General features: G+C 64.6%; 14 protein-coding genes. 5 read left to right on the forward strand and 9 right to left on the reverse strand.

Going from position 1 to position 14,094, the window contains the following annotated elements; all coding sequences use genetic code 11:
• Nucleotides 1-41: 41 nt before the first annotated feature.
• The 4 genes from AB7008_RS16970 to AB7008_RS16985 all read right to left on the reverse strand — a co-directional run bounded on the left by AB7008_RS16970 (nucleotide 42) and on the right by AB7008_RS16985 (nucleotide 3,899).
• On the reverse strand, nucleotides 42-1,208 hold the full coding sequence (locus AB7008_RS16970) for an SMP-30/gluconolactonase/LRE family protein (protein WP_028157172.1): 1,167 nt from the start codon (nucleotides 1,206-1,208) through the stop codon (nucleotides 42-44).
• A 114-nt stretch (nucleotides 1,209-1,322) separates the two neighbouring features.
• On the reverse strand, nucleotides 1,323-2,237 hold the full coding sequence (locus tag AB7008_RS16975) for an SDR family oxidoreductase (RefSeq protein ID WP_014496864.1): 915 nt from the start codon (nucleotides 2,235-2,237) through the stop codon (nucleotides 1,323-1,325).
• A 105-nt stretch (nucleotides 2,238-2,342) separates the two neighbouring features.
• On the reverse strand, nucleotides 2,343-3,482 hold the full coding sequence (locus AB7008_RS16980; RefSeq protein WP_071915733.1) for a thiolase C-terminal domain-containing protein: 1,140 nt from the start codon (nucleotides 3,480-3,482) through the stop codon (nucleotides 2,343-2,345).
• Between the two features lie 3 nt (nucleotides 3,483-3,485).
• Nucleotides 3,486-3,899, reverse strand: coding sequence for a Zn-ribbon domain-containing OB-fold protein (locus AB7008_RS16985; protein ID WP_027568974.1), 414 nt, complete (start codon nucleotides 3,897-3,899; stop codon nucleotides 3,486-3,488).
• Between the two features lie 193 nt (nucleotides 3,900-4,092).
• Between AB7008_RS16985 and AB7008_RS16990 the strand changes: the two genes are divergently transcribed.
• The 5 genes from AB7008_RS16990 (at nucleotide 4,093) to AB7008_RS17010 (ending at nucleotide 8,554) form a co-directional block, all read left to right on the forward strand.
• Nucleotides 4,093-5,442 (forward strand): amidase, encoded by a 1,350-nt coding sequence (locus AB7008_RS16990; RefSeq protein WP_441259118.1) that lies wholly within the window; start codon nucleotides 4,093-4,095, stop codon nucleotides 5,440-5,442.
• A complete protein-coding gene (locus tag AB7008_RS16995) occupies nucleotides 5,435-6,121 on the forward strand; it encodes a DUF2848 domain-containing protein (RefSeq protein WP_028157176.1) in 687 nt (228 codons plus the stop codon). Before AB7008_RS16990 ends, AB7008_RS16995 begins: the two co-directional genes overlap by 8 nt.
• A 276-nt stretch (nucleotides 6,122-6,397) precedes the next feature.
• Nucleotides 6,398-7,144, forward strand: a complete 747-nt coding sequence (locus AB7008_RS17000; RefSeq protein WP_441259119.1) for a 2OG-Fe(II) oxygenase — start codon at nucleotides 6,398-6,400, stop codon at nucleotides 7,142-7,144.
• A 9-nt stretch (nucleotides 7,145-7,153) separates the two neighbouring features.
• A complete protein-coding gene (gene alkB, locus AB7008_RS17005; protein WP_441259120.1) occupies nucleotides 7,154-7,807 on the forward strand; it encodes a DNA oxidative demethylase AlkB in 654 nt (217 codons plus the stop codon).
• A gap of 72 nt (nucleotides 7,808-7,879) precedes the next feature.
• Complete coding sequence (locus tag AB7008_RS17010) at nucleotides 7,880-8,554, forward strand: hypothetical protein (protein WP_441259121.1); 675 nt, start codon at nucleotides 7,880-7,882, stop codon at nucleotides 8,552-8,554.
• Here the strand turns inward: AB7008_RS17010 and AB7008_RS17015 are convergent.
• From AB7008_RS17015 to AB7008_RS17035, 5 genes are all read right to left on the reverse strand, one after another.
• Complete coding sequence (locus AB7008_RS17015) at nucleotides 8,532-10,157, reverse strand: thiamine pyrophosphate-dependent enzyme (protein ID WP_441259122.1); 1,626 nt, start codon at nucleotides 10,155-10,157, stop codon at nucleotides 8,532-8,534. The genes AB7008_RS17010 and AB7008_RS17015 overlap by 23 nt on opposite strands.
• Before the next feature lie 25 nt (nucleotides 10,158-10,182).
• Nucleotides 10,183-11,052: a fumarylacetoacetate hydrolase family protein gene (locus AB7008_RS17020; protein WP_028157181.1), complete on the reverse strand. Its 870-nt coding sequence runs from the start codon at nucleotides 11,050-11,052 to the stop codon at nucleotides 10,183-10,185.
• 4 nt (nucleotides 11,053-11,056) lie between these two features.
• Nucleotides 11,057-12,040 carry a 3,4-dihydroxyphenylacetate 2,3-dioxygenase gene (hpaD, locus tag AB7008_RS17025; protein ID WP_014496854.1) on the reverse strand — a complete coding sequence of 328 codons (984 nt, stop codon included), beginning with the start codon at nucleotides 12,038-12,040 and terminating at the stop codon, nucleotides 11,057-11,059.
• A 105-nt stretch (nucleotides 12,041-12,145) separates the two neighbouring features.
• The gene (hpaE, locus tag AB7008_RS17030; protein WP_441259123.1) at nucleotides 12,146-13,684 is read right to left on the reverse strand and encodes a 5-carboxymethyl-2-hydroxymuconate semialdehyde dehydrogenase; all 1,539 of its coding nucleotides are present in this window, start codon (nucleotides 13,682-13,684) and stop codon (nucleotides 12,146-12,148) included.
• Nucleotides 13,677-14,075, reverse strand: coding sequence for a 5-carboxymethyl-2-hydroxymuconate Delta-isomerase (locus AB7008_RS17035; RefSeq protein ID WP_441259124.1), 399 nt, complete (start codon nucleotides 14,073-14,075; stop codon nucleotides 13,677-13,679). Before AB7008_RS17035 ends, hpaE begins: the two co-directional genes overlap by 8 nt.
• Between the last annotated feature and the right edge of the window lie 19 nt (nucleotides 14,076-14,094).

Below are 14,094 nucleotides of genomic sequence, written 5' to 3' on the forward strand. Positions count from 1 at the left end.
TGCCGACTATTCGCTACTCACCATTCGCTATTCGTTGATGTTCACGGCTTTAGTGCGCCCTGCACACTGGTGTAGACGGCATAGAGCGATGTCGAGCCACAGATATACAGCCTGTTTCGCTGCTGACCACCGAAGCTCAGATTCGCTACTGTCTCCGGAATATGAATCTTGCCGAGCAGACCGCCCGATGGCGTATAACAGCGCACGCCGTCTTCGTTCGGATCGCCCCAGCCCACCGAGCACCAGACCCGTCCTTCGGTGTCACAGCGGACGCCGTCGGTGATGCTTGGCTTTGGCATCTCGGCGAAGACCTTGCTGTTCGACACCTTCCCCGCCGCCACGTCGAGGTCGAACACGCGGATATGCGATGGGTTGTCCGGTCCGTCCGTGAATCCGGTCTCGCAGATGTAGAGCTTCTTCTCGTCGGGCGAGATCGTGATCCCGTTGGGCTCCACAAAATCGTCGATGACGACCTTGACGTCGCCGGTTTTCGGGTCGACGCGGTAGACGTTCTTCTTCTCCTGCTCGGGGTCGGCCTTGATGCCCTCATAGAAGCCACCGATGCCGTAGGCCGGATCGGTGAACCAGATAGCGCCATCGGCGGTAACGACCGCATCGTTCGGCGAGTTCAGTCGTTTGCCATTGAATTTGTCGGCGATGATGGTGATCGAGCCGTCGAGTTCGGTCCGTGTCACGCGCCGACCGCTATGCTCGCATGTGATCAGGCGTCCTTCGCGATCGATGGTGTTGCCGTTCGAATTCATCGAGGGCTGACGGTAGACGCTGACGTGACCGTCGTCCTCCGAGAAGCGCATGATGCGGTTGTTGGGAATGTCGCTGAACAGCAGGTATCGCCCGGCCGCGAAATACACCGGACCCTCGGCCCAGCGGAAGCCGGTTGCAACACGCTCGACCGCCATGGTGCCGGCGAAGGCCGGGAAGTCGGCAGGCCCGAACGTTGGCGGCCCCTTCTTGGCGGATTCCAGACGGGAGTCCGGGTAGCGGCTGCCGGGCAGAGGTCCCAAGGGCAATGGCGCCGTCGACCTCGTCGGAGTAGCGGTCTGGCCGAACGGCGTGACGGAGGCCGCCAGGGCTGCGTTCATGGTGACGCCCGTCGCAGCGACTGCAGCCGCCGCGCCCTTCAGGAGGGTGCGGCGTCCGAGGCGAGGCTCGTCAGTATCGGCAGAAATGGTCAGTGATTTTGTCATAGTCGCCTCCCGTTTTTTGTTGGAAGGAAACCATTCGCCCGCAATCGGGCGTAATGCGGGCGATCTCCGGCCGGACAACCGGAGATCGCAACGCAACAATAGCTGGGAAAACGGCTAGACGGGATCCCAGGGGAAGATGTCGGCGGAACGGTCGAGCTTGTAGAACGAGCCCTTCAGTGCCGGCATGCCGTGTTCCGCGATCGTTTGCGGCGTCCAGCCCTCGCTGCGATGAACCGAGCGCAGCGGGCGGTTCTGGCTGAACAGGAACAGCTCGTTCATGCGCGCGCCGAAGATCTGCCCGGAGACGTCCTTGGCGGCATCGGAGAGCAGATAGGCGCAGATCGGCGCGATCTTCTCCGGTCCCATCTGCTTGATCTTCTCGACGCGCGCCTTCTCGGCCTCGGTCTCGGTCGGGATGGTGCCGATCATGCGGGTCCAGGCGAACGGCGAGACGCAGTTGGAGCGGACGTTGAAGCGGCCCATGTCGAGCGCGATCGACTTCGACAGCCCGATGATGCCGAGCTTGGCCGCGGCGTAGTTGGCCTGGCCGAAATTGCCGATCAGGCCGGAGGTCGAGGTGAAGTGCACGAAGGAGCCGCTCTCCTGCTCGCGAAAGATCCGCGCCGCGGCGTGGCTGACGTAGAACGAGCCCATCAGGTGAACCTTGATGACGGCCTCGAACGCTTCCACGCTCATCTTGTGGAAGATCATGTCGCGCAGGATGCCGGCATTGTTGACGACGCCGTCGAGCTTGCCGAAATGATCGGTCGCGGTCTTCACGATCTTGCTGGCGGGGACAGCCTCCGCCACCGACTCGAAATTTGGCACCGCGATGCCGCCGCGCTTCTTGATCTCGTCGACCACCTCCTCGGCAGGCGAAGCGCTGGAACCGGCGCCGTCGGCGGCAACACCGGGGTCGTTGACGACGACCTTGGCGCCCTCCGCCGCGCAGAGCAGCGCGATCTCGCGCCCGATGCCGCGGCCTGCGCCGGTGACGATGATGACCTTGTCTTGCAGTGATTTTGTCATGTGGATGCCTCCTGTTGTCTCTGTCATTCCGGGGCGTGCAAAGCACGAACCCGGAATCTCGAGGTTCCGGGTCTGGTCCTTCGGACCATCCCGGAACGACGAGGATTACCTCTCGTTCGTAAACACGATCGTGCCTGATGCCGCGAACATGCCGCCGACCCCGTGGCACACCGAAATCTTCGCATTCGGCACCTGTGCCGGCGCGATCCCGCGCATCTGGCGCACGCTCTCCTGGAGTGCGTACATGCCGTACATGCCCGAATGCATGTAGGACAGGCCGCCGCCATTGGTGTTGAGCGGGAGCTTGCCGCCGGGGCGCGTGTTGCCGTCGGCGATGAATTGGCCGGTTTCTTCATGCGGCATGAAGCCGAGATCGCCAAGGCCAAACAGCGGCAGATGCGCAAACGCATCGTAGATCATGAGATGGTCGACATCCCGGTGCGCGATCCCGGCTTCCTTGAAGGCGAGGGGACCGGCGGTCTTGAACGCGCGCGAGGAGTTGAAAGTCTCCATCTGGCTGACCATCGGCGTTTCCACGCTCTCGCCGGTGCCCATGATGTAGACGGGCTTGCGCGGAAAATCCTTGGCGCGGTCGGCCGAGGTCAGGATCAGTGCACCGCCGCCGTCGGTGACGAGGCAGCACTGCAGCAGCCGGAACGGATAGGCGATCATGCGCGAGTTGAGGACATCAGCGACCGTGATCGGGTCCTTCATCATCGCACGCGGATTCTTCGCCGCCCACTCGCGCTGCACGACCGCCACCGAGGCGAGCTGCTCGTGGGTGATGCCGTAGGTCTTCATGAAGCGCAGCACGGGGATCGGGAACATGCTGGGCGGGCCGTAGACGCCGAACGGCGCCTCGAACTGCCCTTGCAGGCTGTCGGCGGGGATCGAGCGCGGCGCCTTGCCGATCATCGACTTGCCGCTTTCGGCATGCGTGATCAGCACGGTCTTGCAGAGACCGGCCTCGATCGCCGCCGCCGCATGGCGAACGTGCAGCATGAACGAGCAGCCGCCGACCGAGGTGCCATCCACCCAGGTCGGCTTGATGCCGAGATAATGGCAGACCTGCTGCGGCGTTTCGACTGCGGTGGCAAAGCCGTCGATGTCGGAGAGTTTCAGCCCGGCATCCGCGATGGCGTTGAGCGCCGCATCCGCGTGGAGCTGGAGCTGCGACATGTTGGGAATGACACCGAGTTCGGTAGTCTCGGCCGCGCCGACGACGGCAACCTGGTTGCTGCGCATGGCTTACCCCTTCGCCGGACGGAACACGGGAAGGGTGATCTTGTCGTCGAGTGCCTCGAAGGCGACCTCGAGCTTCATGTCGAGCTCGAGCGCCTCCGGCGTCTGCGGGCAGTCGATGATGTTACTCATCATCCGCGGTCCTTCGGCGAGCTCGACCACCGCGATCGCATAAGGCGGCGTGAAGCCGGGCGCGGCGGGACGATGATTGATCACGTAGCTGTAGAGGAAACCCTTGCCACTCGCCTTGAAGATGCTGACCTTGCGCGAGGCGCAGGAGGGGCAGAACGGGCGCGGCGGGAAATAGACATGCGCGCAGGCGTCGCAGCGCTGCAAACGCAATTCACCCGCTTTCGTGCCGTCCCAGAAATGCTGGGTCTCCGGCGTCGGTTTCGGGCGCGCGCGCTGCGGTTCGGCCATGTCGGAAAACCCTCCCAAAGGCAATTCTTGATAAGGCCTGGGCTTCACGCCTGGCTGTTTCGATCTTGATGCGACAATCGACCATCGCGCGTCAACGGTCCAGCAATGCGCATGCATGCCATCATGCGCACAATGCTTGTGTCGAACCGAGGCGGCGCTATAGATTGCGCGCGCAATATTCCGTGAGACAGACATGCCCGATTTTCCGACACTGGCGAAGCTCGCCGACGACCTCGAAAGCGGCCGCACGACCTCCCGCAAGCTGGTCGAGGCATGCCTCGCCAGGATCGCTGACCCGGCCGGCGAGGGCCAGCGCACTTTCATCCACGTCGACAAGGACGCCGCGCTCGCGACCGCCGATGCGATGGACGGCTTGCGCAAGGTCAAGACGGCGCCGTCGCGCTATGCCGGTATCCCGGTCTCGATCAAGGATCTCTTCGACATCAAGGGCCAGGTCACCCGCGCCGGCTCCCGCGCGCTCGACGATTCCGCGCCGGCCGATCAGGACGCCGCGACGGTGGCGCGGCTGCGCAAGGCCGGCTTCGTCGTGATCGGGCGGACCAACATGACCGAGTTCGCCTATTCCGGCATCGGCATCAATCCGCATTACGGCACGCCGAAGGGCGCCTGGAACCGAGCCGAGGGACACGTGCCCGGCGGCTCATCCTCGGGCGCCGCGGTGTCCGTGCTCGACGGCATGGCGCATGGCGCGCTCGGCACCGACACCGGCGGCTCCTGCCGGATTCCGGCCGCCTACAACGGCATCGTGGGCTACAAGCCGACGCAGCGCCGCGTGCCGCTGGACGGCTCCGTGCCGCTGTCCTTCTCGCTCGACAGCATCGGGCCGCTGGCGCGATCGGTCAGTTGCTGTGCCATTCTCGATGCGGTGCTCGCGAACGAGCCGATCGTCCCGTTGAAGCCGCGACCGGTAAAGGGCATGCGGCTCGCAGTGCCGACCACGATTGCGCTCGACGATCTCGATGCGGACGTGGCCTCGACGTTCGAGCGCGCGCTCAAGAGCCTCGCCGATCACGGCGCGATCATCGAGCGAATCGAGATGGCCGAATTTCACGACATCGGCCCGATGAACGCCAAGGGCGGCTTTGCGGCATCCGAAAGCTACGCCTGGCATCGCTACCTCATCGCGGCCAAGGGCGACATCTACGACCCCAGGGTCTCCGTGCGCATCATGCGCGGCGAGGCGCAGAGCGCGGCCGACTACATCGATCTCCTCAACGAGCGCCGCTCGCTGATCGCCCGCGTCAATGCGCGCGTCGCGCCCTATGATGCGCTGGTGCTGCCCACCACCGCCAACACGCCGCCGAAGATTTCGGATCTCGCCGATGACAAGGCGTTCACCAGGGAAAACCTGCGGGCGCTGCGCAATTGCACTCTCATCAACATGATCGACGGTTGCGCCATCTCGCTGCCCGCGCATCGCGAGGGCGACGTTCCCGTCGGCCTGATGCTGGCGGGGGCGGGCGGATCAGACCGCCGTATCTTTGAACTTGCTGCCGGCATGGAGGCCGTAATTCGTGTTTGACCTGACTTTCACCGTCGACGCCCAGGACACCACCACGCCGCTGACGCTCGCGATCGACCAGATGGTCATCGCCGGCTGGACCGGCCGCGATCCCGTCGCGCGCGACAAGCACATCGCCGAGCTGCAAGAGATGGGCATCGCCCCGCCGGCCTCGACGCCGATCTACTATCGCGGCTCGGCGCGGCGGCTGACCCAGGAAGACAGCATCGAATGCACCGGTGGCGATTCCTCCGGTGAGGTCGAGTTCGTGCTGATCGGCTGGCAGGGCCGCATCTTCGTCGGCTGCGGTTCAGATCACACCGACCGCAAGGTCGAGGCCTACAATGTGACCGTGTCCAAGCAGATGTGCGACAAGCCGGTCGCATCGACGCTCTGGGAGCTCGAGGACGTCATCGGCCATTGGGACAGGATGATCCTGCGCTCCTACGCCACCATCAAGGGCGAGCGTGTGCTCTACCAGGAGGGTACGCTCGACGCGATGCTTCCGGTCGCCGACCTCATCGCGCGCGGCTTTGAAGGTGGGAAGTTCCCCGACGGCTGCGTCATGTTCGGCGGCACCTTTGCGGCCAAGGGCGGCATCCGCCCCGCAGATCGGTTCGAATTCGAGCTCGAGGATCCGGTGCTGAAGCGGACGATCAAGCACGGCTACGACGTGACCACGCTGCCGGTGCGAGGCTGATACCTCTCCGCCGTCATTGCGAGGAGCCCTTGCGACGAAGCAATCCAGACTGGTTCCGCGGAAAGCCCCTGGATTGCTTCGCTTCGCTCGCAATGATGGGGGACAGTCGGAAATCGGGTGGTTGTTGCCGTCGAGGTTTGCGACACACTCTCCGTCATTCCGGGGCGCGCCCACTCGGGCGCGAGCCCGGAATCCATGCTCCCGATCGTGGTTAGGGATTGCGGGCTCGCGACTTCGTCGCGCCCCGGAATGACGAGAGTGGATAGGATGGTCGCTATGGCAATCGCGAAACGTATCTCGGCCGTCGGTCCAACAACTGACCTCGCCGCCCATGTCGACACCCTCGACTGGCCCCAGATCACCGCCGAGCTCGACGCCCAGGGTAGCGCCGTCCTGAAGAATCTGCTGGCGCCGGACCAATGCCGCGCCATCGCCGCGCTCTATCCTGATGATGCGGGCTTCCGAAGCCGCATCGTCATGGGCCGCCACGGCTTTGGCCGTGGCGAGTACAAATATTTCTCCTACCCGCTGCCCGATCTGATCGCGCAGCTCCGCCCGGCGCTGTATGCGCATCTTCAGGGCGTTGCCAATCGCTGGAACGAGGCGATGGGGATCGACATCCGTTATCCAGCCGCGCATGCGGCGTTCCTCAAGCGCTGCCACGAGGCAGGCCAGGCGCGGCCGACGCCGCTGCTGCTGCAATACGAGACGGGCGATTTCAACTGCCTGCACCAGGACCTCTATGGCGAGCACGTGTTTCCGCTCCAGGTCGCGATCCTCTTGTCCGAGCCGGGACGCGATTTCACCGGCGGTGAGTTCGTGCTGACCGAGCAGCGCCCGCGCATGCAGTCGCGCGCCGAGGTCGTGCCGCTGATGCAGGGCGATGCGGTCGCTTTTGCCGTGCATCACCGTCCAGTGCAGGGGACACGCGGGACTTACCGCGTTAATCTCCGCCATGGCGTCAGCCGGATCAGGTCCGGCCAGCGCCACACGCTGGGTGTGATCTTTCATGATGCCAAATGAGCGTTGCGATTGACGGGTGATCTGTTCGACACGGCCGCCGAGGCGCAGCCGTCGCGTGAGGAGATCGGCGACGGCGCCGTGCTGCTGCGCGGGTTCGTCAGGCCGATCGAGGACGAGCTGATTGCGGCGGTGCGCGCCATCGTGGCGCAGTCGCCGTTCCGGCGCATGACCACGCCCGGCGGCTATCAGATGTCAGTGGCCATGACCAATTGCGGCGAGCGCGGCTGGATCACCGATCACACCGGCTATCGCTATGATCCGATCGATCCGCGAACCGGCGCGCCCTGGCCCGCGATGCCGCCGGTGTTGCGCGATCTGGCCCGGCGCGCGGCGGAGCAGGGCGGGTTCACCGGCTTTGCGCCCGACGCGTGCCTCGTCAATCGCTACGAGCCCGGCACGCGGCTGTCGCTGCATCAGGACAAGGACGAGCTGGACTATTCGGCGCCGATCGTCTCGGTCTCGCTCGGCCTGCCCGCCACCTTCCTGTTCGGCGGCCTGGCACGCAGCGACAAGCCGCGGCGCTTCCGGCTCGTCCATGGCGATGTCGTGGTCTGGGGCGGGCCGAGCCGGCTCGCCTATCACGGCGTCGCGCCGCTCGCCGATGGCGAGCACGCCCTGCTCGGGCGGCAGCGGATCAATCTGACGTTCCGCAGGACGCGGTGAATCAAGCAGAGTGCTTGCTCGCAGGAAATCGGCTAGACTTGGGGCTAGCCGAGTACGAAAGTCGAGGGGCCCATGCAGCAAATGCCGGGATGGCTGAGCACGGCTCTGATCGGTGCGGTGATTGCAGCCTTGGGATATGTCTCGAAGCTTGCGATCGAAAGTGCTCTTCAATGGAGGGCGGCCCGTACTGCGCGGCGCGCTCAGCTTGTTCACCTGCTATCCCTGCTGCTGGCGACGAGGAAGGCGTTCATTATACAGAACGCGCTGGCACGGCGGCTCTGCGACGAAATCACCCGTGCTCATCCGGAGCTAGATGGGTCGTATGACAACGTTCTTGCCCACGGATATCTCTCTTTGGACGACCGACAGAAGTTAGAGCATGGCGTCATCCGCAATTATACGAGCAATTGTTTGTACCCGCTGAACTTGCAAATCATCGACTGGCTTTCGAAGGACGATTATTTCAAGGGCGGAGGCAGGCAACAACAGGCCAAAGAGCTCTCAGTAAGATTGCAGACCCTTTTTGCTCATCTGGTATTGTGGCGCGCCAAGTACGAATTTTGGATACCTTCCAGGCCGGAGCGCGCCATCGTATACATGGCTGACGAGGATGCTCACGGCATAAGTTTTCCCACCGGTATCGAGGACCTGATTTCTCGCGTGGCCGATGACATGATCGGCTCGCCGGGCGAGGCGGCGAGCTGGGAAGAGCCCGTGAGAAGCTCTACGGCTTCGGCGGGTGAATGAACGCCCAGGGGCTGACTTCCGAATCCCGCGTCACTTCCACAGAAATCAGATATGGCCCGTCATGGGCCAGCGCCTTGTCCATCGCCGCCTTGAACTGGTCCGGCGCGGTGACGCGCGCAGCAGCCACACCAAAGGACTCCGCGAGCTTGACGAAATCCGGATTGACCAGATCGGACGCGACCACGCGGCCGTTAAAGCGCTCGCGCTGGTCGCGGCGGACATTGCCATAGGCGTTGTTGTTGAACACCAGCGTCACCACGCCGATGTTGAACTGCACAGCGGTGGCAAGCTCCTGCACGCCGAACATGAAGCCGCCGTCGCCGGTGATCGCCACCACCGGCTTGTCGGGATTGGCGACCTTGGCGCCGAGCGCGGTCGGGAAGCCCGATCCGAGCGTGCCCTGATACCCCGACGTGATGAAGGTGCGCGGCTCGTAGATCGGAAAGCCGTACCAGGACGCGAAACCGAATTGCGACAATTCATCGGTGACGATCGCGTTGGCCGGCAACACCTCGCGCAGGATGTTGAGATAGGCCATCTGCGGCTGGATGCTCTGGATCTCTGCCAGCGCGGTCGCGGCGGCCTCGCGGATCGCGGCGCGGCGGCCGGCGGTCTTGCCGTAGCCGGCCTTGCTGACCGCTTCGATCAGATCGGCGGTCGCGGTCTTGGCATCGGCGACGATCGCGGTGTCGGAGATGAAGCGCCGCATCTCGACGGGATCGATGTCGATGCGGATGCTCTTCAACCCGTCGGGCCGATACGGCCAGCGCGACATGGTCGGCAGCTCCAGCCGCGAGCCGATGCCGATCATGAGATCGGTCTTCGGCCACAGCTTGTAGGCGGCAGCCATCGTGAGCCCCAGCTCATGCGCGTTGGAGACGATGCCGCGCCCGCTGCGGAAGGCGACGACGGGTGCATCGATCATCTCGGCGAGCTCGAGGATTTCGTCGCGCGCCTCGATCGCGCCGCTGCCGACAAAGATCATCGGCGCCTTGCTGCCCCTGATTACCGCGGCCGCCTGCCTGATCAGATCAGGGTCAGGCAGCGGCGCGGGCAGCGGCTCCAGCACCTTGGCGTCACAGGTGTCCGCGCGCTGGGTGAAGATGTCCCAGGGCATTTCGACCGAGGCAGGGCCACGACGGCCGGACGTCATCTCCTGGAAGGCGCGCGACACGGTGGTCGGTGCGTTGCCGGGCGTTTCAATCCGATCCGCCCATTTCACATAGGTGCGCAAGGTGGCGAGCTGGTCCGGCATCTCGTGCAGATGGCCGCGGCCCTTGCCCAGAAACTGCGTCGGTACCTGGCCGGTGACGCACAGCACCGGCTCGTTGCAGCCGTAGGCGGTCAGCAGCGCCGCGCTGGCGTTGAGCACGCCGGGGCCGGGCACCACGCTGAACACGCCGGGCTTGCCGCTGGAGCGCGCATAGCCGAATGCCATGTAGCCGCAGGCCTGCTCGTGCCGCGCGCCGATCACGCTGAGCTTAGCCTGGTGGAAGGCGTCGAACAGGCCGTAGACCTGCGCGCCGGGCAGGCCGAACACGGTGTCGACGCCATGGGCGACAAGGCCGCTTACGATCGCTTCGCCGCCGGTGAGGGTGGTCATTGCACTATTCCATTTCGATTGTTGTTCAGGCTTCGTCGACGACGCCATTCCGTAGCATGCCGATGCCTTCGGCTTCGACCTCGATGACATCGCCGGGCTTCAGATAGCGCGGCGGATCGAACCGCGCACCGGCGCCGGTCGGCGTGCCCGTCACAATGATGTCACCGGGGACGAGCGTCGCGAAGGTAGAGATATAGCTGATGAGATAGCGGAACGGGAACATCAGCCTGCTGGTGCGGTCGTCCTGTCGTAGCTCGCCGTTGACATGCGTGGTGAGCCTGATGTCGGCGATCTGTGCTTCCCTGGTGTAGGGCACCAGCCACGGGCCGAGGCTGCCGCTGGAATCAAAATTCTTGCCCTGCGTGACGTTGAACTTGGCATGGCGCAGCCAGTCGCGCACCGAGCCTTCGTTGCAGAGCGTGAGCGCCGCGATGTGGTCGAGCGCGGCACTTTCCGCGATGTGCCGGCCGGCCTTGCCGATCACAAGCACGATCTCGCCTTCGTAGTCGAGCTGCGCCGATGCGCGCGGACGCACCAGCGGCGTGTCGTGGCCGACGAAGGAGCGGGGCGAGCGCATGAACATGCTCGGATATTTCGGTGCCTCCTGGCCGTCCTTGTACTCGGCGTTGCGGTCGGGATAGTTGACGCCGATGCAGATGATCTTTTCCGGCGCGGGCACCGGCGGCAGCCAGGTGATGTCGCCAAGTGCATAGTCCGGCGCGCGGCCGGCGGCCTCCTCGGCAAGGCTCACGAGCTTTCCGGCCGCGATCACCTCGCGCAGCGTCGGATAGTCCTTGGCGTGGCGCGTCGAGAGGTCGACGATGCCTCCCTCCAGGACGGCGCCGTAGCGGGTGTCACCCTTGACGGAATAGGTGGCGAGGCGAGGGAGTTTCATTTGCTTAATCCGCCACCAGCACGTCGGCGACGAACTTCGGCTCGCGCACGGCTTGCCCGCTGAACGGCGAGCCCTGTTCGAACCAGGAGCGCGGCGCCGGCGCGCCCCACAGCGTCTGGCGGCGTGGATCGCGCAGCGACCAGCGCAGCGGCTCGTGGTCGTGATCGCCGGTGAAATAATCGCTGGTGTAGAGCTCGAGACGGTGACCGTCGGGATCGCGCACGTAGAGGAAGAACGCGTTGGAGATGCCGTGACGTCCTGGGCCGCGCTCGATGTTCTTCACAAAACCCTGGGAGGCCATCACGTCGCAGAGATGGATGATGTTCATCGCCGTCGGCGTCCAGTACGCGAAGTGGTGCAGGCGCGGGCCCTTGCCGTTGGTGATCGCGAAATCGTGGACATTGCCCTTGCGATGCATCCAGGCAGCCGCGATGCGCCCGTTCGGTCCGTCCTCCTCGGCGTATTCGGTCAGACGGAAGCCGAGCCGCGCATAGAACTCGACGGTGTCCTGCACTTCGGCGGCGAAGACGTTGAAATGATCGAGCCGCTGCGGATGGCATCCCCTGTAGAGATCGTAGCGGCGAAGCAGATGCGGGCGGCGGTCCATCGACGCGTAGAGCTCGATCTGGAAGCCGAAGGGATCGGTGAACTGCAGCGTGCGGCCCTGGAAGGGCTGGTCGACGAAGGCGTAAGAGAGACCGTTCTCCGAAAGGAAGGAGGCGGCCTTGTCGAGGTCTTTGTCGTTGCCGACCTTGAAGCCGAGCCGGGCGCAGGCGGGCACCGCCGCCTTGCGCAACACCAGCGAGTGATGCTGGTGCTCCTCGGCTGCGCGCAAGTAGACGACCTTGTCGTCGGCATCCTCGACATGCAGGCCGACGGTGGTCTCGTAGAATTCGCGGCTGAGCTTCAAGTCGGTCACGTCGAGCACGACGTGACTGGAGCGGATGATGTTGAACGGCGGTTCGAAGATGTGTTGCGGTACGGGCATCGGCGTTTCCCCTCGGCTCGGTCGTCATTCCGGGGCGGTCCGTCAGGACCGAACCCGGAATCTCGAGGTTCCGGGTTCGCTTCGCGCCCCGGAACGACGGTGGCTCTAAATTCCCAATTTCTGAATCTTGTGCGTGCCCCGCGCCAGCGAGACGTGCTTGGTTTCCATGTAGAAGTCGAACGAGTAGTCGCCGCCGTCGCGGCCGATGCCCGAGGCCTTCATGCCGCCGAACGGCGTCGGCAGATGGCGAACGTTCTCCGAGTTCAGCCAGATCATGCCGGCCTCCAGCGCGTCGGCGACGCGTAGCGCGCGGCCGACATCGTTGGTCCAGACATAGCCGGTCAGGCCATAGCGGATGTCGTTGGCGATCTCGATCGCATCGGCCTCGTCCTTGAAGGGCAGCACGGTGAGGAAGGGGCCGAATACCTCCTCCTGCGCCACGCGCATCTTGCCGTTCGCGCCGGTCACCAAGGTCGGCTCGACATAATGCCCGCCGCCCGGGCCGTCATAGGCCTTGCCGCCGACGGCGATCACAGCACCATCCTGCCGCGCGATGTCGAAATAGGAGCAGACTTTTGCGAGGTGGCGCTCGTGGATCAGCGGCCCGATCTCGGTGGCGGGATCGAGGGGATGGCCGACCTTGAGTGCCTTCACGCGCGCAGTCAGCTTCGCGACGAATGTCTCGGCAATGCTTTGCTGGATCAGCAGACGGCTCGACGAGGTGCAGCGCTCGCCATTGAGCGAGTAGATCATGAACACGACGGCATCGAGCGCGCGGTCGAGATCGGCGTCGTCGAACACGATCACCGGGTTCTTGCCGCCGAGCTCGAAATGCACGCGCTTCAGGGTCGGCGCGCCCTGAACCATGATCGCCGAGCCCGTCGCGCTCTCGCCGACGAAGCCGATCGCCTTGATGGCGGGATGCTCGGTCAGCGCCTTGCCGGCCTCCTCGCCGAAACCGTGCACGGTGTTGAGCACGCCGTCGGGCACGCCGGCTTCCTTGACGAGCCTTGCCAGAATGGCAGCCGTCACCGGCGACCATTCGGCCGGCTTGTGCACGACGGTGCAGCCCGCGGCCAGCGCCGGCGCGATCTTCCAGGTCGAGAGCATGAACGGCGTGTTCCACGGCGTGATCACGCCGACGGGGCCGATCGGCACGCGCGTCGAGATATTCCAGTGCTCGTCGCTCGGCGTGTTCTGGCCATCGCGCGCCTCGGCGCATTTGTCAGCGAAGAAGCGAAAATTCTCGGCGGCGCGGATCGCGGCCTTGGCCATGAAGCGATAGGCTTGTCCCGTGTCGATGCATTCGAGCACGGCGATGTCTTCGGCATTGTCCTCGATCGCGTCGGCGACGCGGTGCAACAGCTTCTTCCGCATCGCCGGCCCCATGTCGCGCCAGGACTTGAAGGCCAGGGCAGCGGCGGTGGCTGCGGCGTCGATGTCCTCGGCGTTGCCGCGCGCGACGCTCGCGAGCGCGGCGCCATCGACCGGCGACTTCGTTTCAAAGGTTTCGCCCGAGATCGAGGCGACGGTCTTGCCGTCGATCATGTGGCCAATGCCGTCGGCCCGCAGCTTCTTCAGCAGCGGAGCGGCGCGGTCGCGATTGGCCTGGAACACATCGGCTTTCGGCGTGGGCTTATCCATGGGCAGCCTCCACTTTCAGGGCGTCGTGGATGTTGTTGCGCTTCCAGCTCGTATCCTTGTCGTTGATCTGCATGTCGAACGACAGGGCGAACTTGCCGGCGGCGAAGACGGGATCGAGATGCTTTGAAAGCGCCTGGAAGACGTGCTCGCCGGCTTTCTGACGCGTGGGAAGGTCGCGGCCTTCGCCGATGCGCAGCACCATGTCGAGGAAGCCGTAGTCCTGCCGCGCGTCCGCGATCGCATAGTGCTCGCACCTGACGGCGCGGACGCGGATGCCGCCGAGTGGGAAGATGCCGGTCTCGACCGCCGCCTTCCGCACCACTTCGCAGACCGCGCCGATGTCGAGGCGGCCGTCGAGATTGGCCGAATATTCGATGGTGAAATGCGGCATCGCGGTTTCACTCCCTGTC

The sequence above is a fragment of the Bradyrhizobium sp. 521_C7_N1_3 genome (assembly GCF_052075975.1).
Classification (GTDB): Bacteria; Pseudomonadota; Alphaproteobacteria; order Rhizobiales; family Xanthobacteraceae; genus Bradyrhizobium; species Bradyrhizobium japonicum.

What these genes read in the sequence shown, in the direction of transcription:
- AB7008_RS16975 (WP_014496864.1), bottom strand. Translation starts at nt 2,237, where the DNA reads ATGACAAAATCACTGCAAGACAAGGTCATCATCGTCACCGGCGCAGGC.
- hpaE (WP_441259123.1), bottom strand. Translation starts at nt 13,684, where the DNA reads ATGGATAAGCCCACGCCGAAAGCCGATGTGTTCCAGGCCAATCGCGAC.
- AB7008_RS17015 (WP_441259122.1), bottom strand. Translation starts at nt 10,157, where the DNA reads ATGACCACCCTCACCGGCGGCGAAGCGATCGTAAGCGGCCTTGTCGCC.
- hpaD (WP_014496854.1), bottom strand. Translation starts at nt 12,040, where the DNA reads ATGCCCGTACCGCAACACATCTTCGAACCGCCGTTCAACATCATCCGC.
- AB7008_RS17000 (WP_441259119.1), top strand. Translation starts at nt 6,398, where the DNA reads ATGGCAATCGCGAAACGTATCTCGGCCGTCGGTCCAACAACTGACCTC.
- AB7008_RS17010 (WP_441259121.1), top strand. Translation starts at nt 7,880, where the DNA reads ATGCAGCAAATGCCGGGATGGCTGAGCACGGCTCTGATCGGTGCGGTG.
- AB7008_RS17035 (WP_441259124.1), bottom strand. Translation starts at nt 14,075, where the DNA reads ATGCCGCATTTCACCATCGAATATTCGGCCAATCTCGACGGCCGCCTC.
- AB7008_RS16990 (WP_441259118.1), top strand. Translation starts at nt 4,093, where the DNA reads ATGCCCGATTTTCCGACACTGGCGAAGCTCGCCGACGACCTCGAAAGC.
- AB7008_RS16970 (WP_028157172.1), bottom strand. Translation starts at nt 1,208, where the DNA reads ATGACAAAATCACTGACCATTTCTGCCGATACTGACGAGCCTCGCCTC.
- AB7008_RS16985 (WP_027568974.1), bottom strand. Translation starts at nt 3,899, where the DNA reads ATGGCCGAACCGCAGCGCGCGCGCCCGAAACCGACGCCGGAGACCCAG.
- AB7008_RS17020 (WP_028157181.1), bottom strand. Translation starts at nt 11,052, where the DNA reads ATGAAACTCCCTCGCCTCGCCACCTATTCCGTCAAGGGTGACACCCGC.
- AB7008_RS16980 (WP_071915733.1), bottom strand. Translation starts at nt 3,482, where the DNA reads ATGCGCAGCAACCAGGTTGCCGTCGTCGGCGCGGCCGAGACTACCGAA.